Annotated in this window: 20 protein-coding genes; 13 read left to right on the top strand and 7 right to left on the bottom strand. The window is 53.9% G+C overall.

Annotation, left to right across the window (positions count from 1 at the left end; translation table 11 throughout):
- Positions 1-15 precede the first annotated feature (15 nt).
- Positions 16-474 (top strand): type II toxin-antitoxin system RatA family toxin, encoded by a 459-nt coding sequence (locus IT971_RS10915; protein WP_063091938.1) that lies wholly within the window; start codon positions 16-18, stop codon positions 472-474.
- A gap of 46 nt (positions 475-520) precedes the next feature.
- Here IT971_RS10915 and IT971_RS10910 read toward each other — a convergent pair whose 3' ends face one another.
- Together IT971_RS10910 and IT971_RS10905 are read right to left on the bottom strand one after the other, a co-directional pair.
- The gene (locus IT971_RS10910; RefSeq protein ID WP_063091939.1) at positions 521-1024 is read right to left on the bottom strand and encodes a CinA family protein; all 504 of its coding nucleotides are present in this window, start codon (positions 1022-1024) and stop codon (positions 521-523) included.
- Positions 1025-1030: 6 nt separating this feature from the next.
- Positions 1031-1513, bottom strand: coding sequence for a phosphatidylglycerophosphatase A (locus IT971_RS10905; RefSeq protein WP_007089475.1), 483 nt, complete (start codon positions 1511-1513; stop codon positions 1031-1033).
- Positions 1514-1737: 224 nt separating this feature from the next.
- Here IT971_RS10905 and IT971_RS10900 point away from each other — a divergent pair, with 224 nt between their 5' ends.
- Together IT971_RS10900 and IT971_RS10895 are read left to right on the top strand one after the other, a co-directional pair.
- Positions 1738-3084 carry a M23 family metallopeptidase gene (locus IT971_RS10900; RefSeq protein ID WP_063091940.1) on the top strand — a complete coding sequence of 449 codons (1347 nt, stop codon included), beginning with the start codon at positions 1738-1740 and terminating at the stop codon, positions 3082-3084.
- Positions 3044-3502: a polymer-forming cytoskeletal protein gene (locus tag IT971_RS10895; RefSeq protein WP_007089477.1), complete on the top strand. Its 459-nt coding sequence runs from the start codon at positions 3044-3046 to the stop codon at positions 3500-3502. The genes IT971_RS10900 and IT971_RS10895 overlap by 41 nt, the downstream gene beginning before the upstream one ends.
- A 128-nt stretch (positions 3503-3630) precedes the next feature.
- On the opposite strand, the gene IT971_RS10890 is transcribed toward IT971_RS10895, so the two are convergent.
- Both IT971_RS10890 and IT971_RS10885 read right to left on the bottom strand, forming a co-directional pair.
- On the bottom strand, positions 3631-4329 hold the full coding sequence (locus IT971_RS10890) for a haloacid dehalogenase type II (protein ID WP_063091941.1): 699 nt from the start codon (positions 4327-4329) through the stop codon (positions 3631-3633).
- 107 nt (positions 4330-4436) lie between these two features.
- On the bottom strand, positions 4437-6479 hold the full coding sequence (locus IT971_RS10885) for a lytic transglycosylase domain-containing protein (protein ID WP_037991246.1): 2043 nt from the start codon (positions 6477-6479) through the stop codon (positions 4437-4439).
- A gap of 209 nt (positions 6480-6688) precedes the next feature.
- On the opposite strand from IT971_RS10885, the gene dapA reads away from it, so the two are divergent.
- From dapA to IT971_RS10865, 4 genes are all read left to right on the top strand, one after another.
- Positions 6689-7567: a 4-hydroxy-tetrahydrodipicolinate synthase gene (gene dapA / locus IT971_RS10880; protein WP_007089480.1), complete on the top strand. Its 879-nt coding sequence runs from the start codon at positions 6689-6691 to the stop codon at positions 7565-7567.
- A 30-nt stretch (positions 7568-7597) separates the two neighbouring features.
- Entirely contained in the window at positions 7598-8074 is a 477-nt protein-coding gene (gene smpB, locus IT971_RS10875; protein WP_007089481.1) for an SsrA-binding protein SmpB, read from the top strand.
- Positions 8075-8193: 119 nt separating this feature from the next.
- A complete protein-coding gene (locus tag IT971_RS10870) occupies positions 8194-8853 on the top strand; it encodes a sulfite oxidase-like oxidoreductase (protein WP_063091942.1) in 660 nt (219 codons plus the stop codon).
- Positions 8854-8941: 88 nt separating this feature from the next.
- Complete coding sequence (locus IT971_RS10865; protein ID WP_139328143.1) at positions 8942-9442, top strand: glutathione peroxidase; 501 nt, start codon at positions 8942-8944, stop codon at positions 9440-9442.
- A 12-nt stretch (positions 9443-9454) separates the two neighbouring features.
- Here the strand turns inward: IT971_RS10865 and recQ are convergent, their stop codons facing one another.
- The 3 genes from recQ to IT971_RS10850 form a co-directional block, all read right to left on the bottom strand.
- Complete coding sequence (gene recQ, locus IT971_RS10860; protein WP_063091943.1) at positions 9455-11305, bottom strand: DNA helicase RecQ; 1851 nt, start codon at positions 11303-11305, stop codon at positions 9455-9457.
- Between the two features lies 1 nt (position 11306).
- The gene (locus tag IT971_RS10855) at positions 11307-11948 is read right to left on the bottom strand and encodes a uracil-DNA glycosylase (protein WP_063091944.1); all 642 of its coding nucleotides are present in this window, start codon (positions 11946-11948) and stop codon (positions 11307-11309) included.
- Between the two features lie 65 nt (positions 11949-12013).
- A complete protein-coding gene (locus tag IT971_RS10850) occupies positions 12014-12622 on the bottom strand; it encodes an NYN domain-containing protein (RefSeq protein ID WP_007089486.1) in 609 nt (202 codons plus the stop codon).
- A gap of 191 nt (positions 12623-12813) precedes the next feature.
- Between IT971_RS10850 and folK the strand changes: the two genes are divergently transcribed.
- From folK to acpS, 6 genes are all read left to right on the top strand, one after another.
- Complete coding sequence (gene folK, locus IT971_RS10845) at positions 12814-13341, top strand: 2-amino-4-hydroxy-6-hydroxymethyldihydropteridine diphosphokinase (RefSeq protein ID WP_037991235.1); 528 nt, start codon at positions 12814-12816, stop codon at positions 13339-13341.
- Positions 13342-13457: 116 nt separating this feature from the next.
- Positions 13458-13796 (top strand): DNA-directed RNA polymerase subunit omega, encoded by a 339-nt coding sequence (rpoZ, locus tag IT971_RS10840; protein WP_007089488.1) that lies wholly within the window; start codon positions 13458-13460, stop codon positions 13794-13796.
- 141 nt (positions 13797-13937) lie between these two features.
- Positions 13938-16079 (top strand): bifunctional (p)ppGpp synthetase/guanosine-3',5'-bis(diphosphate) 3'-pyrophosphohydrolase, encoded by a 2142-nt coding sequence (locus IT971_RS10835; RefSeq protein WP_007089489.1) that lies wholly within the window; start codon positions 13938-13940, stop codon positions 16077-16079.
- A gap of 179 nt (positions 16080-16258) precedes the next feature.
- Positions 16259-16921: a DUF2062 domain-containing protein gene (locus IT971_RS10830; RefSeq protein ID WP_223305105.1), complete on the top strand. Its 663-nt coding sequence runs from the start codon at positions 16259-16261 to the stop codon at positions 16919-16921.
- A complete protein-coding gene (locus tag IT971_RS10825; RefSeq protein ID WP_007089491.1) occupies positions 16918-17664 on the top strand; it encodes a pyridoxine 5'-phosphate synthase in 747 nt (248 codons plus the stop codon). The genes IT971_RS10830 and IT971_RS10825 overlap by 4 nt, the downstream gene beginning before the upstream one ends.
- Positions 17664-18059 (top strand): holo-ACP synthase, encoded by a 396-nt coding sequence (acpS, locus tag IT971_RS10820; protein ID WP_007089492.1) that lies wholly within the window; start codon positions 17664-17666, stop codon positions 18057-18059. The genes IT971_RS10825 and acpS overlap by 1 nt, the downstream gene beginning before the upstream one ends.
- Positions 18060-18079: the final 20 nt, after the last annotated feature.

The raw sequence follows: 18079 nt of genomic DNA, 5'->3' as shown, positions 1-18079 counted from the left end.
ACAAAGGAGATCAGGGTGCCGACGCATGCGGAGCGCAGGAAACTGCCCTATACGCCGGAACAGCTGTTTGACCTCGTCGCGGATATCGATTCCTATTCGGAATTTCTGCCATGGTGTGTGGCATCCCGTGTGCGCAAGCGCGATGGCGATGTTTTGCATGCCGATCTGGTGATCGGTTTCAAAATGTTTCGCGAAAAATACACATCAAAAGTCACGCTACAGCGCCCGGATCGGGTCGATGTCGAATATCTGCAGGGGCCGTTCAAGTACCTTAACAATCACTGGGTGTTTGAACCGGCGGAAGACGGGGGAACGTGGCTCGACTTCTTTGTCGATTTCGAATTCCGTTCTGCCCTGTTGCAGAAGATGATCGGGGTCGTGTTCAACGAGGCCGTCAAATTGATGGTCGGTGCATTTGAAACCCGCGCCCATCAGGTTTATGGCGCGCCGGACAAGGCCCTGTCAGATCAGTGAGTGCATGTTGCATTCACGCTGCAGGGGCGATGACGCGCCAACCTGATTAACCGGTTTTGCCAACCATTTCCGAAAGCATTTCATAGGCGTCGATGATGGTTGCCTTGCGTACCGCGTGGCGATCACCGTCATAGACCCGGCGACGGTGCAGGGTAGGCCGACCTTTTCCGGCGCACGCAAGATGGACAAGTCCAACCGGTTTTTCATCTGACCCGCCGCCCGGTCCGGCGATGCCGGTAACCGCGACAGCCAGTGTTGCCAGTGGTGCGCGGATCAGTGCGCCTTCGGCCATTGCGCGCGCGACCGGTTCTGAGACGGCACCATAGGTATCAAGCAATTCCTGCGGTACGCCGATCAGGCCGTGTTTTGCTTCGTTGGAATAAGTCACAAAGCCGCAATCGACAACGGACGAACTGCCATCAACGGCCGTTAGCCCGCCAGCTATAAGCCCGCCGGTACAGGATTCTGCGGTTGCGATCATTTCGCCTTTGGATTTGCATAGGGCAATCAGGTTTTCTGCGCGCGCAAGAATATCCGGTTCGATGTTCATGGGCGGTCAAACTCCTGCAAAGTAGCGGGCGGCGATCAATACAAACATGCCAAATATGCCCGCAAGGATGTCATCAAGCATGATGCCAAAACCGCCGCTGATCCGGCGGTCGATCCAGCGGATCGGCCAGGGTTTCAGGATATCGAAAAACCGGAACATGACAAATGCCGCCGCCAGCCAGCCGAGATCGGCAAGCCCGTTGCCCAGCGGAACGACAAGTATGCAAAGCCATTGCCCTGCAACTTCGTCGATGACGATTTCACCGGGATCGTGAACCCCGATCATCTCGCTGTATTTATGGGAAATCGGAATTCCGACAAGGAACACAATGACAATTCCGGCCAACAGAGCCGGGTATCCCAGCAAAACGGCGATTGCCCAGCCCACAGGAACAGCGGCCAGCGATCCCATCGTGCCAGGTGCCTTGGTGGTTCGTCCGCTGTAAAACCATGTTGCAGCACAGGTCAGCATGAATTGGGATAAACGCATGTTTTGAACGCTGTTGAATTCATCGGGAGATCATTGAGTAACATATTGAAGTGCAAAGCAGATGATTTTTTTACCCTTAAGGATGTGTTAACGTGCTTGCCTGTCTTCGCGCTAACAGGTAGCGTAAAGAAAATAGATATTCAGCCGGGGTCTGAAAAAAACGGTTGTGCGTCGATTTCGTATCGAACGGGCAATGTTGGGTAAATAGGGGTTAGACACTGAGTATGTCGGCGTTCGAACGTGGCCGTCGCCTGATTGAAAAATGGTTTCCGGACCGGCACATCCTTGTGCGGTCAAATGATTCCGTTTCTCAAGTGCGGATTGGCAAATACGCTCAACTGACATTGGCATCGGTCGGGGTCCTTGCGATCACCTGGACGGTCGGGGTATCGGGTTATTCCTGGTATCTTGATCAACGGCTTGCCGCGCGTGAAGAACAGCTGTTTCGCAGCGAGCTTTCCTACAATCAGTTGATCGCACGTGTCACCGAAAGCCAGCGCCGTTTTGGTGAAATCACCTCACAGATGGAAGATACCCACCGTAATCTTCTATCGATGGCTGAAAAGAATTTGATGCTGCAGGCCCGGGTTCAGGATTACACCTCGAAACTGGCGGTCAGTGAAAAGGAAAAAGTCCAGATTTCCGCCTTGCGGACATCCATGGATAATCAGATGAACGCGCTACAGACCCAGATTGACGGGATTACCAACCGCAATCTTGCGTTGCGCGACGAACTGGAAACTGTCGAAACCGTCATGTCGCGGGTTATGCGTGAACGTGATCAGGCAATGCAGCGTTCGAAAAAACTGCAATCGGAACTTGGTGAAGCACGTCAGCGGATTGCCGATCTGCATACCATCCAGAAGCAGGCGATGCAGCGCGTGGCGGAAACCGCCGACAGCACCATTCTGGAGCTGGAATCGGTGCTGGAAATGACCGGTCTTACGATGGACGAGGTTATTACGCCGCCCATGAAGCCGCAGGCGTCTGGAAGCGGCGAAGTTGCCGGTGGTGTGGGGGGACCGTTTGTGGCGTTCGAGCCCGAGAACCTCGAGGACGAACAGTTTGTAAATGTGGCACTTGCCGTTGGTGATCGTATGGATCAACTGGTAAGTCTGCATGAAAGAATAAAAAGAACCCCGTTGGGGGAGCCTGCGGATTCCTATTACCTGTCCAGTTCTTTCGGGAAGCGCAAGGATCCTATCAACGGCAAGTGGGCTTTTCATTCCGGCGTTGATCTTGCCGGGCCCATGAAAACACCAATCTATGCGACGGCCCCCGGAAAGGTGGTGTTCGCCGGATGGAGCGGAAAATACGGGAAGATGGTCGAAATTGACCATGGTAACGGCCTTCGAACCCGTTTCGGACATCTATACAAGGTCCTCGTCAAGAAGGGCGACGAAGTGAATTTAAAGGGCAAAATCGCATTGATGGGAAGTACCGGCCGTAGTACCGGCAGCCACGTGCACTATGAAGTTCTGGTTCACGACAAGCAGGTAGACCCCATCAAGTTTATTGAGGCGGGACATTATGTTTTCAAAAACGAGCAAGAGACAGCAGACAACGACTAATTCCCATAATTCGGCGACCGAAAAAAGAGGCGGTCTGTCGATTATCAATTCCGATCTTCGGGTTACCGGTGATCTGATCTCTGAATCAGATGTTCAGGTGGACGGTTTTGTGAATGGCGACATTCGCACGCGTACCCTGACAATTGGTCAGAACGGCGAAGTCCGCGGCGAGATTGTCGCCGAAAAGGTTCGCATTTGTGGTTCTGTCACCGGTCAGGTTCGCGCCCGGGACGTTTCACTGGCGGAAACGGCCCGTATGCTGGGCGATATCCTTCATGAAAGCCTGTCGATCGAACCGGGTGCCCACATCGAAGGCCATTGCCGTCGCATTGAAGGTGCCGTCGAAGAGGGCGGTCTTACCGTCATTCAGGCCGGTCAGATCGTTGCCGCGAACGTGAAGAAAGAACACAAACAATAAAAGGTTTGTGTTGGCAATCTTTCCCGCAGGCCAGCAAAGAATATAAAACCCGGAAAAGCGGCAAATCGCTTTTCCGGGTTTTCTTTATTCGGTCTGATCGGAATTGGCGTGCTTCGCGGGCCCGGTTTTCAGGTTTTTTCCGGCTGCGCGACCAGCGGCAGCAGCTCGTCCAGACCTTTTAAAACCACGTCTGCGCTATGAGACAGGCGTTCTGTTGGCTGCTGTGTCCGGTTGATCCAGGCCGTGCGGAACCCGAAATGCCCGGCACCGGCAATATCCCATCCGTTAGACGACTGGAATGATATTTCGGCGGGCGTCAATTCGAGCTGGTCAACCGCAAGCTGATAGACATCGGGGTGCGGTTTATACGTTTTGATATCATCCACACAGATGATCTGGTCAAACAGTGACAGAATCCCGGATGCCTTTGCGGCTGAAATCAGCATATGTTTGGCGCCGTTCGACAGGATCGCCAGCCTGTGCCCTTGGGATTTAAGTGTTTTCAGGGTTTCAACAACTTCGGGGAAAGTATCAAGCGACAGATAGGTTTCCATGAGTTTTGCGCGAAGGGCGGGGTCTTTTTTTCCGGTTGCTGCCATGGCGTAATCAAGAGCGTCACCGGTGACATTCCAGAAATCAGTGAAGTCGCCCATCAGACTGCGCAGCCATGTATATTCAAGCTGCTTTTGGCGCCAGATACTTGAAAGCCGGTCTGCTTCATCCCCGATGGTTTCCTTGAACCGGTCAACGGCCGATCCAACGTCGAACAGGGTACCATAGGCATCGAAAACGAATGCGCGGCAGGAAGTAAGTGCATTTTCTGACATTTGCTCTGGCCTCATCTGTCGGACTTGGTTTGATCGAATATGGTGTTCGCTTTGGCAAACCGCAAACGGTTCAACTGTCTCTAACGGATCGCTGTTGCTGGATCAGATCACTGGGAATTTGAGGGTGTTTCATCCTGCTGACCCATTGCGATTTCGTCGCGTGCGAAGCGGCGGCGATAGACATAGGTCCCTTCCATAACGCGCTGGACGTAATTGCGTGTCTCGCTATAGGGGATCATTTCGATCCAGTCGACCGGGTCAACATCGGCGTCTCGTGGATCACCATATTCTGCAATCCACTGTCTTACGCGGCTTGGACCGGCGTTATAGCTGGCGATGGTCAGTATTTCTTCACCATCCCAGCGATCCAGAAGTTTCGAAAGATATTCGCGCCCCAGCGAGATATTGAAGCCCGGATCGGCCGTCAGACGCGCGGTTTCGTATTCAAGATCAAGGTCCTTGGCCATGCGTTCGGCGGTTGCAGGCATCAACTGCATCAGGCCGCGTGCACCGGCCGACGAAACGGCTTCGGGGTTAAACAGGCTTTCCTGACGCATGATTGCGTGGACCAGTGCGGGGTCGGGATTGTGACCAAGCGGTACCTGTTCATGAATGGGATAGGCGGCATCCAGATATCCGCTACCGGTCCGGATGCTGCGTTTGGCGGCAATGATTGCAAGGTCGGCACGGCCATATTCGCGCGCAAGATCGGTTGCCATGGCGAGATATTCCGGCTCGTCATGCGCATAAACAAGCGCCATGACAAACGGACGAATGATGTTGCCAAGGCCCATCTCGCCAAGTTTGCGGGTAACCTGTGTCAGTTCCTGCGATTCGAAATCGGCGCGTTGCTGTTCCGTCGGGACGGGTTGTTCAACAGAGTAGGTGGGCTTGGCACCCAGTGCATCAATGGCAAGCTGGCCATAGAAGGTATGGGCATGATCGGCTGCCAGCCTGTACCATTCGCGCGCCTTTTCCTTGTCCCCAATCGCATCGTTGGCCCGGCCGGCCCAATAGGCCCCGCGTGCACGGCTGATCGGGTATTGCACGACGTCATACTGGTTCTGGAAATGGGTCAGCGCGATGCGGGCATCGCCCAGGAATTCAAGAGCGATCCATCCGGCAAACCATTCTGCCTCGGCGATATCGCCTGCATCACTTTGGCCATGATTGGCAACCAGACGATAGGCATCGGTAATATGCCCCTTCTGAAGGGCGCGGCGCGCAAGAATCGCCTTTTCAATCCACCAGTATTGCGGCCGGATTGAAATATAGGCGAGATCATTGGCCTGCGAGAGCAGCAGGTCACGCGCTTCCTGATCGCGATCCTTTATCCGGCGCCAGCGAACGCGTTCATAGATAAGGCCCGGATCGTTCTGGTATTTCTTGGGGACACGGTTGATTGCGCCGTCAACACCGGGGTCGAGCGACCGCAAGGCTGCGCGTGCCTTGGCCAGCAAAAGATAATCTTTGCTGACATATTTTTCAGTGCGGCTTGCCGGTCCAAGACGCCCCTCCCACAGAAGGCGGTCAAGGCGCTGTTGATGGGTTTCCTGATCGATATATTTGCCGTATCGATCCAGAAAACGCTTCTCCTGACCGGTGCCGAAGTTTTCATTCACCCAGCTGTTGCGTATGAGGGTGGTTGCGGCTTCAATTTCGCCGGTCACCAGAAGCGCCTTTATCTGGCGGGTGGCACCGTCTGCCGTAACCGGTGCGGACCGCTTGAACCATGCCAGTACGACATCGTCTGGAACGGCATCAGTCATGGCTTCTTCGGCGCGCTGACGCAGCAGTGACTGACTGGGCCATTTCGGATTGGCATCAATGAAATTTGTGATTTCTTCGAAACTGCGGCCGGAATTCGGGCTGATCAGCCACATCCACTCGCTGGCTTTCTGAAGCAGCGGGTCGTCAAAGTTGGGAAGAAGTTTTTCGAATGTTTTTGTGCGGCCGTCTTCCAGCGCATCAAGAAAAACATTCAGCCGCGCACGGCTAACCGACGAAAACGCCGGTGATGGCGGCAGTTCGGTCAGGATATTTTTATCCTGACTTGCGGCCAATGCCTTATCGCCAATCGGCGTCAGCAAAGTGAACATACCGAGTGCCAATGCGCAGATCGAAACACCGCGGAAAGACGCATGCGCCATTTAAAATTCCCCTTTTGCCTTACGGCAGGTAATGCGCTCCAGACACCCTTATTATGGCAGTGAAACAGCCAATTGCCAATCGGTCGTAAGACGAAAGAGTAACCTTGATCAAACAAGGCGCGCTTTAATGTATACAGACGCTTGCCGGATGCCTTAACAGCCGCTATTTTCGCGTCGCTTTCAATCCACGATAAGATTTGGAGATATCGATGTTTAAGGGTTCGATTACCGCTTTGATTACACCGTTCACACAGGATGGTGCAATCGATGAGAAAGCGTTCCAGTCGTTTGTGGATTGGCAGCTTAAACAGGGCACGACCGGTGTTGTGCCGGTCGGAACCACGGGTGAATCGCCGACTTTGAGCCATGCGGAACACCACCGCGTTGTCGAACTGGCACTTGAAGTTGCCAAGGGCCGCGGCCCGGTTATTGCCGGAACGGGTTCAAATTCGACCGCCGAAGCGATTTCGCTGACCCGTCATGCCCAGAATGCCGGTGCGGATGCGGCACTTGTTGTAACACCGTATTACAATAAACCCGGTCAGCGTGGCCTGTATGCGCATTACAAGGCTATTCATGACGCGACCGATATTCCGATCGTGATCTACAACATTCCGGGCCGGTCGGTCGTGGACATGTCGGTTGATACGATGGCACAGCTTTCGAAACTGCCGCGTATCGTCGGTGTGAAGGACGCGACCAGCGATCTGGAACGTCCGGCATTGACGCGTTTGGCGGCAGGGGCGGATTTCTGCCAGTTGTCGGGCGAAGACGGCACCATTGTTCCGTTCCTGGCGCAGGGCGGGCATGGCTGCATTTCGGTCACATCCAACATCGCGCCGAAGCTTTGCGCGGAATTGCACGCTGCATGGGCGGCCGGGAACATTGCCAAGGTTCAGGAGTTGAATTATCGACTTCTGCCGGTTCACAAGGCGATGTTCTGCGAAACCAGCCCGGGACCGGTCAAATATGCAGCCGAGCTTCTTGGCCTTTGCGGCAGCCACATGCGTCTGCCGATGGTCGAGATTACCGAAGAATCCAAGCAGCGCGTTGAATCCGCGCTGCGCACTGCCGGAATTTTGTCCTAAGGGATTAATTTCGGCCTACAAGTTGTTGTAATGGCACCGAAAAAAGAAGACAGCAATAATAAGGTTGTCGCGCAAAACAGGCGGGCCCGGTTTGATTTTTTCCTGACGGAAACTTTTGAAGCCGGGGTCGCCCTGCGCGGGACCGAGGTCAAGTCGCTTCGTGACGGCAAGGGGAACATTCAGGAATCCTATGCCGAAGAAAAGAACGGCGAGATCTGGCTGATTAATGCCTATATTCCAGAATATCAAAGCAAGATGCCGTTCGGCCATGAAGAACGCCGTCCGCGCAAACTGCTTCTGCATAAACGCGAAATCACGAAAATGAGCGACGCCCTGAACAAAAAGGGGTTCACCCTTGTTCCGGTGAAGCTTTATTTCAATGATCGCGGCATCGCCAAGCTTGAACTGGCGATAGCGGAAGGCAAGAAAAAGGCTGATAAGCGCGAGGCGGTCAAGGAACGTGACTGGCAGCGTGACAAGGCCCGGATCATGCGGGATTTCGGATAATAGTCCTGCCTCGCAAGCATGTGTATTGCTTGCCAATGGCGATAGAATGCATAAATGGCGCAGACATGGTGAACATGACTGCGCCATTTTTCGTATGATGTGGTCAGGGAGGATGATGAATGGCTGATGGTTTCAGTGGCAAGATCAAGGAAAAGCTGATCGAAGCGAAACAGAAATGGGCAGAAAACGGCCGTCTTTTGACGGGGCAGGCCGATCATGCACATGAAAATCGCCTGCCACCCGGCCAGCGCGAGGTAAAGGACTGGCCGGTGCTTGATCTTGGCATTACGCCGCATGTCGGAACGGATGACTTTCGCCTGACGATTGATGGTGCGGTTGAAAACCCCGTCACGCTTGATTTCGGACAATTGCTTGATCTGCCGCCCTTTATGGCCAAAAACGATATTCATTGCGTGACCAGCTGGTCGCGCTACGACAATCACTGGCAGGGTGTGTCAGCCTTATCGCTTGCCGATCTGGTAAAGCCGACATCAGATGCCCGCCACGTGCTTTTCACCGCCCATGACGGCTATACGACCAATGTTCGGATTGATCAGTTTATCGATGATGACGTGTTGCTGGCCCATCATTGGGAAGACGCACCACTGACCGAGGAACATGGCGGCCCGGTTCGGGTGATCATCCCCAAGCTGTATTTCTGGAAAAGTGCAAAATGGGTGAAGCAGATAACATTTTCCAAAACCGACAAACCCGGATTTTGGGAAGTACGTGGCTATCACAATAATGCCGATCCATGGACGGAAGAGCGATATGGCTAGGAAAACCAGAACTTTCGGAAACGGAATGCGGAATCTGTTGAATACCGGTTTGTGCGGCTTCATTTGCCTGATGATTGGAAATTCTGCCATGGCCAGCGATAAAGCGACCAACGCCTATGATTTTTCATTCCCGTCGATTGACGGGGGCGAAATCGACCTTGCGGATTATCGCGGCAAGGCGGTTCTGGTCGTCAATACGGCGTCGATGTGTGGTTACACCCCGCAATATACCGGGCTTCAGGCGCTATGGTCGGACTATCGGGCCGACGGACTGGTTGTTCTGGGGGTTCCTTCGGGCGATTTCGGCGGGCAGGAATACGCCGATGACAGCGAAATCAAGGATTTCTGTACCGTCAATTTTGATGTCGATTTCCCGATGACCACCAAACAGTCGGTTCGCGGAGAAGATGCGCATCCGTTCTTTAAATGGGCGGAGGCCGAACTTGGCAGCGATCAGGCCCCGAAATGGAATTTCCACAAATATCTGGTCGATCCGAACGGCAATCTGGTTGCCAGTTTTGCCACCCGGATCAAGCCGGAAGATGATGTGGTTGTGAGTGCAATCAAGGAAGCACTGTCAGGGTCTTGATGCCGGTCCCGATCAGCGCCGACCATCCATGACATCAAGGAAAACAAGACCGTACTGGTCGAGTTTCTTGACGCCAACCCCGTTGATTGATGCCATATCCTGCAATGTCCGTGGTTTGAAGCGGACCATTTCCCAAAGGGTTCTGTCACTGAAAATGACATAAGGCGGAACATTCTGGCTGGTGGCAAGCTCGCGCCGCAGGGTGCGCAGGCGCTCCCAAAGATCACGATCTTCCTCGTTCTCGAACTCGGTATCGAAATCACGCAGCCGTTTGGTCATGGTGCGTTTGCTTTCGCCCGGGTCCTTGCGCATTTCAACGACTTTTTCGCCGCGCAGGACGGGGCGGGATTCTTCGGTCAGGTAAACGCCACCGTGTCCCTCGACATCGACCTGAAGATATCCCATGGCAAGCAACTGGCGGAAAACCGACCGCCATTGCGGCTGTGAGACATCCTTGCCAATACCGTAGACGGACAGATCGTCATGGTTGTTCTGACGGATTTTTTCGGTCTTGCGTCCCATCAGGACTTCGATGATGTGGGCTGGTCCGAACCGCTGTCCGGTACGATAGACCGCCGAAAGTGCCTTACGCGATGCCTCGGTCGCATCCCAGGTATCGACCGGTTCAAGGCAGGTATCGCAATTGCCACAGGGTTTTGTGTCTTCTTCGCCGAAATAGGACAAAATCACCTGTCGGCGGCATCTGGTGGTTTCGGCAAGGCCAACCAGCGCATCGAGTTTGCGGCTTTCGATGCGTTTCTGACTGTCGGGCGCATCGGATGATGCCAGCATGGAACGAATGGAAACGATATCGGACAGATCGTAATTCATCCATGCATTGGCTGGCAGACCATCGCGGCCCGCACGGCCGGTTTCCTGATAATAGGCTTCCATGCTCTTGGGCAGGTTCAGATGGGCGACAAAACGGACATTCGGCTTGTCGATCCCCATGCCAAAGGCGACCGTAGCGCAAATGATCAGACCGTCTTCGCGCAGGAACCTGTCCTGATGAAGCTGTCTTGTTTCCTGTGTCAGACCTGCGTGATAAGGCAAGGCCGGGCGACCGTTATCGGTAAGCCATTGCGCGACATCCTCGGTCTTGCGACGCGACAGGCAATAGACAATCCCGGCATCTTCGGGATGCTCACGGTTCAGAAACGACAGAAGGCGCTGCTTTGAATTTCCCTTTGTCTCGATCCGATAGGTAATGTTCGGGCGGTCAAAGCCGGTCAGGAAGCATTGCGCATTTGTCAGATGCAGGTTTTCGGCAATGTCCTTGCGGGTTGGCGTGTCCGCGGTTGCGGTCAAGGCAACCCGCGGTACATGCGGGAAACGCGTTGGCAGAAGGTCAAGCCGACGGTATTCCGGGCGGAAATCATGCCCCCATTGCGAAACACAGTGTGCTTCGTCAATGGCAAACAGCGATATGCTGATCCGGTCAAGCAGGTTCAGAAAACGATCCGTCGCAAACCGTTCTGGGGCGACATAAAGCAGATCGATATCGCCATCAATTGCGCGGGTTTCGATTTCGCGCGCCGCGTCCGGGGAAAGTGTTGAATTGATAAAGGCCGCCTTGACCCCAAGCTGGCTTAGCGCATCGACCTGATCCTTCATCAAGGCAATCAGGGGCGATACAACAATTGCCGTTCCCGAACGACAAAGGGCAGGGATCTGATAACACAAAGATTTGCCGCCACCGGTCGGCATCAGGACCAGTGCATCGTTTCCGGCAATCACATGATCGATGATTTCGGCCTGCTGACCGCGAAAACTGTCATAGCCAAAAACTTCCCGCAGAACGTCAATCGGCAGACGTTGCGCAGGTCGGTCGAGCAAGCCGGTTAGGGGTATTGTATCGGGCAATTTAACGGTCCAGATGTGCGCGGATATCGACAAAGACGTTTTCAAACATCTCTGGCGTCAGGCGATAGGTCTGGGTGTTGTAGCGCGAACAGTGATAGCTATCAAACAGTGTAATCCCGTTTTCCATTTGATGGGATGCCCCATGACCGAATTTCAGGGATGAAAGTTTCAGGCCAAAGGTGCGCAGCATTGCCTGATGGGCCACCTGTCCAAGGCACAGAATGGCCGAAAGGTTTTTCATCGCGGCAAATTCACTGATCAGGAAGGGGCGGCAGGTATTGGCTTCGGGGCCTGTCGGCTTGTTTTCAGGCGGTACGCATTTGACGGCATTGGTGATCCGGCAATCAACCAGTTCAAGCCCGTCGTCGGGGCGCTTTGCATAGGTGCCCGTGGCGAAGCCGAATTTCTTGAGCGTGCCGTAAAGCAGATCACCGGCATAATCACCGGTGAAAGGACGGCCGGTTGCATTCGCCCCCTTTAACCCCGGGGCAAGACCGACGACAAGCAGACGTGCGTCAAGGGGGCCGAACGGGCGGACGGGACCGTTATAAAAATCGGGAAACTTTGCCTGATTGGCACGGCGGAACTCAACAAGGCGCGGGCAAAGTACGCAGTCCCTGTCGGGTTGCAGATAGGTGGTCATGACGTGTCCGACAGTTTGCCGGGCGCAATGCGTGCTGCGCCCGGTCGTTTGGTTGAAAAAGGTGATTAATCGAAATCAATTTCATTCAGATCAGGATGTTCCGGATGATCGTCAAAATCCGGATGATCGTCTTCGCGACGCTGCTGAATCTTGCGGGCGATTGTGCCTTCCAGTTCCGTCAGCTCGATAAAGTTGTCGGCCTGACGACGCAATTCATCGGCAACCATTGGCGGATTTGATTTCACGGTCGACACAACAGTGACACGAACGCCTTTGCGCTGAACAGCGTCAACAAGGCGGCGGAAATCGCCATCGCCGGAGAAAATGACAACATGATCAAGATGTTGTGCCATTTCCATCACGTCGATTGCCAGCTCGATATCCATGTTGCCTTTGATCTTGCGGCGACCTGCGGCATCGGTGAATTCCTTGGTCGGTTTGGTGACCATGGTATAGCCGTTATAGTCAAGCCAGTCGACGAGCGGACGGATGGGGGAATATTCCTGATCTTCGATCAGTGCGGTGTAATAAAAGGCCCGGATCAGTTGACCTTTTTGTGCAAAAAGATCAAGTAAGCGTTTGTAATCTATGTCGAAACCAAGGGCCCTGGCCGCGGCATAGAGGTTCGAGCCGTCAATGAACAGCCCGATGCGTTCCTGCGGGTAAAAAATCATCTGAAAATTCCTCAAACATAGCTTTTTAATAATGCCGTTTCCAAAATTCGGGAAACGCCGACTTTTTTACCGTGCAACTGCACACAAAGAAAGGGCGAAAATATCGTGGACACAACGGGATCGCTTCCTTAGTTATGCGCCAGCATCCCCGCAAATGATGTGCAACAGCCAGTTTCGTGAGCAAGTCGACCATGAACAACGATACTGCCCGTAATGACAGGGTGATTCTGATCGCCTTTGGAGCCAATCTTCCTACGGAGGAATATGGGGCACCAGCCGATACATTGAAAGCAGCCCTTAGACGATTGACCGAGGATGGCGACATTTCTGTGGCAAACGTATCTCCGTTCTACGAGACGGCACCGGTTCCGGTTTCGGATCAGCCTTGGTATGTCAACGGCGTTGCGCGGCTTGAAACCGCTTTGGGTGCGCATGATCTCCTGGCACGTCTTCACCATGTCGAGGCGGAATTTGGCCGCGTTCGACGCGAAAGAAACGAAGCACGGGTGATTGATCTTGATCTGATTGCCTATGGGGATGATCTGCTGATCGAGGAGGGCGGCATTCAGGTGCCCCATCCCCGCATGCACCAACGGGCGTTCGTTCTGCTGCCGCTGCGCGATATCGTGCCCGAATGGCATCATCCGCAACTTCATCGGTCGATTAACGATCTGATATCGGACCTTCCGACGGATCAGGAAATCCGAAAACAATCCTGATATGCAAAAAATCCGCTAAAAACCTGTTCATCCCGATGGCTTCGCTGTTGCAACAAAGCAAATGCGACGCTATAAAGTCCGGTCTGGACACCCCAAAAGTATTTCTGGAGACATTTATGGCGCGCGTTACCGTCGAAGATTGCGTTGAAAAGATTCCGAACCGCTTCGAGCTCGTGATGCTGGCAGCTCAGCGTGCACGCAACATCTCGGCCGGTGCCGAACTGACCATTGATCGTGACAACGACAAGAACCCGGTTGTCGCTTTGCGTGAAATCGCAGAACAGACCGTTGATTATGACGATCTGCGCAATGGCATGGTTTCCGGCCTGCAGCGGCATGTTGAAGTCGATGAACCCGAAGAATCCGAAGACGATTTTGGTCCGAAACTGATGGCAGAAGCAATTCAGGATGCCTCGGTTGGTGTGACCATTCCGTCTGCTGACGAAGACGAATAAGGCCAAAGAAACCTTGTTCTGAGGCAAAGTTCAAAAGAAAAGCCACGGTGATTATCTTCCGTGGCTTTTTTTTATCCAAATCGTACTATCTTATGAAAGGGCCGGATTTCGGCCTTTGGATGAATACGGAGAAGCCACTGAATGATGCGCCAATACGAACTTGTGGAACGGGTTAAGGCCTATGATCCGGATGCATGCGAAACATCGCTGAACCGGGCATATGTCTATGCGACCCAGAAACATGGTTCGCAAAAGCGTGCCAATGGCGACCCGTACTTTTCCCATCCGATCGAAGTTGCAGGTATCCTGACGAACTACAAGCTGGATTGCGACACGATCATCACGGCGCTGCTGCACGACACCATCGAAGACACCGACGCAACGCCGCAGGAAATTACCAAGCTGTTTGGCAGCAACATCATGAAGCTGGTCGATGGTGTGACCAAGCTGACACAGATTGAACTGAAATCTGCCGATTCAAAGCAGGCGGAGAATTTCCGCAAGCTGTTGCTTGCGATGTCCGAGGACATCCGTGTTCTTCTGGTGAAGCTTGCGGACCGTTTGCATAACATGCGCACGCTGCATTACATCCCGAAGCCGGAAAAACGGGTGCGGATTGCGGCAGAAACGCTTGAGATTTATGCCCCGCTTGCCGAACGCATCGGTATGCATGACATCAAGGAAGAACTTGAAGATCTTGCCTTTCAGCATATCAATCCCGAAGCACGTGATTCGATCCGCGCCCGGCTGGAATTCCTGCGCGAGAAGGACGACAATGTCGTCAACCGCATCGTTACCGAGCTAAAAGACGTCATCAGCCGCCAGGGGCTGTCGGTCGATATTTACGGACGTGAAAAACGGCCATATTCGATCTGGCAGAAGATGCAGCGCAAGAACATCACGTTTGGCGAGCTGTCAGACATCATGGCGTTCCGCGTTCTGGTCGATGACATGCCGCAATGCTATGAGGTTCTTGGCTATCTGCATGCCAATTACAAGGTCATTCCGGGCCGGTTCAAGGATTACATATCAACGCCCAAGCCCAACGGTTACCGGTCGATACATACCACCGTCCTTGGCCCTGAAAACCATCGCATCGAAGTGCAAATCCGCACGCGACAGATGCACGAGGTCAACGAGAACGGTGTTGCCGCGCACTGGGCCTATAAACAGGGCAGCGGGGATGAAAACAAGGAAGGCGTTCAGTATCGCTGGCTGCGCGATCTGCTTGATATCCTTGAACACGCATCCGAGCCCGAAGAGTTTCTGGAACATACCAAGCTGGCGATGTTCCAGGATCAGGTATTCTGTTTCAGCCCCAAGGGCGATGTGATTGCCCTGCCTGCTGGTGCGACGCCGGTTGATTTCGCATACATGATCCACACCCATATCGGCGACACCTGTGTCGGGGCGAAGGTCAACGGCGCGATGGTGCCGTTGCGCACGACGCTGAACAATGGCGATCAGATCGAAATTGTCACCTCGAAGGCGCAGACCCCGAATCCGACATGGGAGCGCTTCGTTGTTACAGGCAAGGCGCGCGCGCGTATTCGCCGCTTTATCCGGCAACAACAGGACGATCAATACAAGGACCTTGGGAAAGCCATCCTGCAGAAGGCATTCCGCCAGGAAGGGTATGACTATTCCGACAAGGCTATTGATGGCGTATTGAAAATCTTCAAAATGCCGAGTGTTGATACGCTTCTGGCATCTGTTGGTGCGGGACATCATACCGGTCGGGAAGTCGTGCATGCGGTGTTCCCGGGCTCAAAGGACGTCGAAACCGCCCGGAAAGTGATCCCGCATGAGCGTGCGCGAAACCGCAAGCATGATCACGCCATACCGCTTAAGGGGCTGATACCGGGAATGGCCGTGCATTATGCCGGTTGCTGCCATCCGCTGCCGGGGGACCGCATTGTCGGGATCGTCACGACCGGCAAGGGCGTTACCATTCACACGATTGATTGCGATACGCTTGAAACCTTTACCGAACAGCCGGAACGCTGGCTTGATGTCGGCTGGGATAATGACGGTGAACCAGAACATTTCATCGGCCGCCTTGGCCTTACGGTTGGCCATGAACAGGGGGCATTAAGTTCCATTACCAGTGTGATTGCCAAGAACCACGGCAACATCACCAACCTTCGCTTCACCAACCGCACGCAGGATTTCTTTGAAATGCTGATCGATATTGATGTGGTTGACGTCAAACATCTGACCAACATTATCGCGGCATTGCGCGCGACACCTGTGGTCAACACCGTCGAGCGTGCACGCGGATGAAACAGGATTGTGAAGGAGTTCGCCTTTTGGTCAAATCGGGCGCAAAACCCTTGCCATTCGGGCGGCTAACACTTACGCATATGCCACACCTGTTTTATGCCTGTCCCGTTTGGCCTATGAATTGATCCTGCATGTTCCGGCGCCGTATCAAACCGACATCTTTTCAACGCATAAGAAATGTGCTTTGGCCGCGCGGCGGCTGGCGTAGGTCTTCGCGATATTTCGCCCATCGGGTCGCGCGACTTCCCGGGACGCCCTATAGCATTGCTTCGGGCTTTGCCATTGGGGCGGCAATATCCTTTACTCCGTTTATCGGCTTCCATTTTGTCCTTTCGGCATTGTTCAGCATGCTGACGCGCAGCAATCTGGTGGCGTCATTGCTTGGCACCATTGTCGGCAATCCCTGGACATTCCCCTTCATATGGCTGTGGTTATATACGTGCGGGAACTGGATCCTTGGCGTTGATCGTGCCGCGGATACCGTGCATTTCAACATGGCGGTCCTTTGGGATTTTGTGGTCATGGGATTAAGCTATATCGGTGGTGGCCTGATTTTCGGTCACTGGGATACGGTCGATCAGGCCCGGCTTGGCCAGTTGTGGGACAGTATCGTCGATATTATCTGGCCGATGATGGTCGGGTGTGTTCCCACTTCACTTGTCGTCTGGATGCTGTTTTACTTCCCGGTACGTCGGGCAGTGGTCATCTATCGTCACAATCGCATTCTGCGCCGGATGAAAACATCCGAACGCCACGGTCTTGGACCGATGCTTGAAAGTGCCAAAAAGAAAATCGGTTCGGCAGCGGCCAGTGCCACCAAAAAGCAGGACGAAACGCAATGAGTGCGAAATTAAGACTGGGTGTGAATATCGATCACGTTGCCACGATCCGTAACGCACGGGGTGGGGCGCATCCCGATCCGGTCCGGGCTGCCAAACTGGCCGCAAAGGCCGGCGCTGACGGTATTACGGCCCATTTGCGCGAAGATCGTCGCCATATATCCGATAATGATATCAAGCGGTTGCGTGCGGAAATTGATCTTCCGCTGAATTTCGAAATGGCGGCAACCGATGAAATGCTGGCCATTGCGATTGCGGCAAAACCCCATGCCGCCTGCATTGTTCCGGAGAAGCGTGAAGAACGCACGACGGAAGGCGGGCTGGATGCGGCGGGTGGTCACAATCACCTGAAAAGATATGTTGCCGAACTGGGGGCTGCCGGTATTCGGGTATCGCTGTTTATCGAAGCATCGAAGGCGCAGCTCGATGCGGCCAGACATCTTGGCGCGCCTGTTGTTGAAATCCATACGGGTGCCTATTGCGAAGCAACCGGTGCCGCACAGGCGCGCGAACTGGACCGCATTAGGGATGCCGTGCGTTATGGCGCAAGTATCGGCCTTGAAGTTCATGCCGGGCATGGGCTTGGCTTTGATACCGTTTCACCAATTGCGGCGATGCCCGAGATTGCCGAACTCAATATCGGGCATTTTCTGATCGGCGAGGCCGTCTTCACCGGGCTTGAAAACAGTATCGCGGAAATGCGCCGGTTGATGGACGAGGCACGTCAGGAAAGTGGCGACCAATAATGATTATTGGCATTGGCACCGATCTGTGTGATATCCGGCGGATTGAAACCGCGCTGGAACGCCATGGCGAGCGTTTCATGAACCGTGTTTTCACCGACGTCGAGATCGCGCGTGCCAAACGTCGCCCGCACCGCACGGCGTCGTCACTGGCGATGTCCTTTGCGGCAAAGGAAGCCTGTTCCAAGGCGCTGGGTACGGGGTTTCGTCGTGGTGTGTATCACAGCACGATGGGTGTTGTGCACCAGCCGAGCGGCAAACCCGACATGGTCCTGATTGACGGGGCGCTGAAAAGACTTGAAGAATTGACGCCAGAGGGAAAAGTTGCATCAGTTTATGTAACGCTGACAGACGAATACCCGCTGGCGAATGCGGTCGTTGTAATTTCGGCCGATTGATTGGCAAAAAGTGATTGGTT

This window comes from Thalassospira sp. B30-1, from assembly GCF_015767575.1.
Lineage (GTDB): Bacteria > Pseudomonadota > Alphaproteobacteria > Rhodospirillales > Thalassospiraceae > Thalassospira > Thalassospira xiamenensis.
Note: the sequence above shows the minus strand (reverse complement) of the source record. Positions and strands in the feature narration are given on the sequence as shown.

Bases quoted from the DNA above. Each gene is read 5' to 3' on its own strand.
- IT971_RS10835 (WP_007089489.1), top strand. From the start codon at position 13,938: ATGATGCGCCAATACGAACTTGTGGAACGGGTTAAGGCCTATGATCCG.
- IT971_RS10825 (WP_007089491.1), top strand. From the start codon at position 16,918: ATGAGTGCGAAATTAAGACTGGGTGTGAATATCGATCACGTTGCCACG.
- smpB (WP_007089481.1), top strand. From the start codon at position 7,598: ATGGCACCGAAAAAAGAAGACAGCAATAATAAGGTTGTCGCGCAAAAC.
- acpS (WP_007089492.1), top strand. From the start codon at position 17,664: ATGATTATTGGCATTGGCACCGATCTGTGTGATATCCGGCGGATTGAA.
- IT971_RS10895 (WP_007089477.1), top strand. From the start codon at position 3,044: ATGTTTTCAAAAACGAGCAAGAGACAGCAGACAACGACTAATTCCCAT.
- IT971_RS10905 (WP_007089475.1), bottom strand. From the start codon at position 1,513: ATGCGTTTATCCCAATTCATGCTGACCTGTGCTGCAACATGGTTTTAC.
- IT971_RS10900 (WP_063091940.1), top strand. From the start codon at position 1,738: ATGTCGGCGTTCGAACGTGGCCGTCGCCTGATTGAAAAATGGTTTCCG.
- IT971_RS10870 (WP_063091942.1), top strand. From the start codon at position 8,194: ATGGCTGATGGTTTCAGTGGCAAGATCAAGGAAAAGCTGATCGAAGCG.
- folK (WP_037991235.1), top strand. From the start codon at position 12,814: ATGAACAACGATACTGCCCGTAATGACAGGGTGATTCTGATCGCCTTT.
- IT971_RS10855 (WP_063091944.1), bottom strand. From the start codon at position 11,948: ATGACCACCTATCTGCAACCCGACAGGGACTGCGTACTTTGCCCGCGC.
- IT971_RS10890 (WP_063091941.1), bottom strand. From the start codon at position 4,329: ATGTCAGAAAATGCACTTACTTCCTGCCGCGCATTCGTTTTCGATGCC.
- IT971_RS10865 (WP_139328143.1), top strand. From the start codon at position 8,942: ATGGCCAGCGATAAAGCGACCAACGCCTATGATTTTTCATTCCCGTCG.
- IT971_RS10850 (WP_007089486.1), bottom strand. From the start codon at position 12,622: ATGATTTTTTACCCGCAGGAACGCATCGGGCTGTTCATTGACGGCTCG.
- IT971_RS10910 (WP_063091939.1), bottom strand. From the start codon at position 1,024: ATGAACATCGAACCGGATATTCTTGCGCGCGCAGAAAACCTGATTGCC.
- rpoZ (WP_007089488.1), top strand. From the start codon at position 13,458: ATGGCGCGCGTTACCGTCGAAGATTGCGTTGAAAAGATTCCGAACCGC.
- IT971_RS10885 (WP_037991246.1), bottom strand. From the start codon at position 6,479: ATGGCGCATGCGTCTTTCCGCGGTGTTTCGATCTGCGCATTGGCACTC.
- dapA (WP_007089480.1), top strand. From the start codon at position 6,689: ATGTTTAAGGGTTCGATTACCGCTTTGATTACACCGTTCACACAGGAT.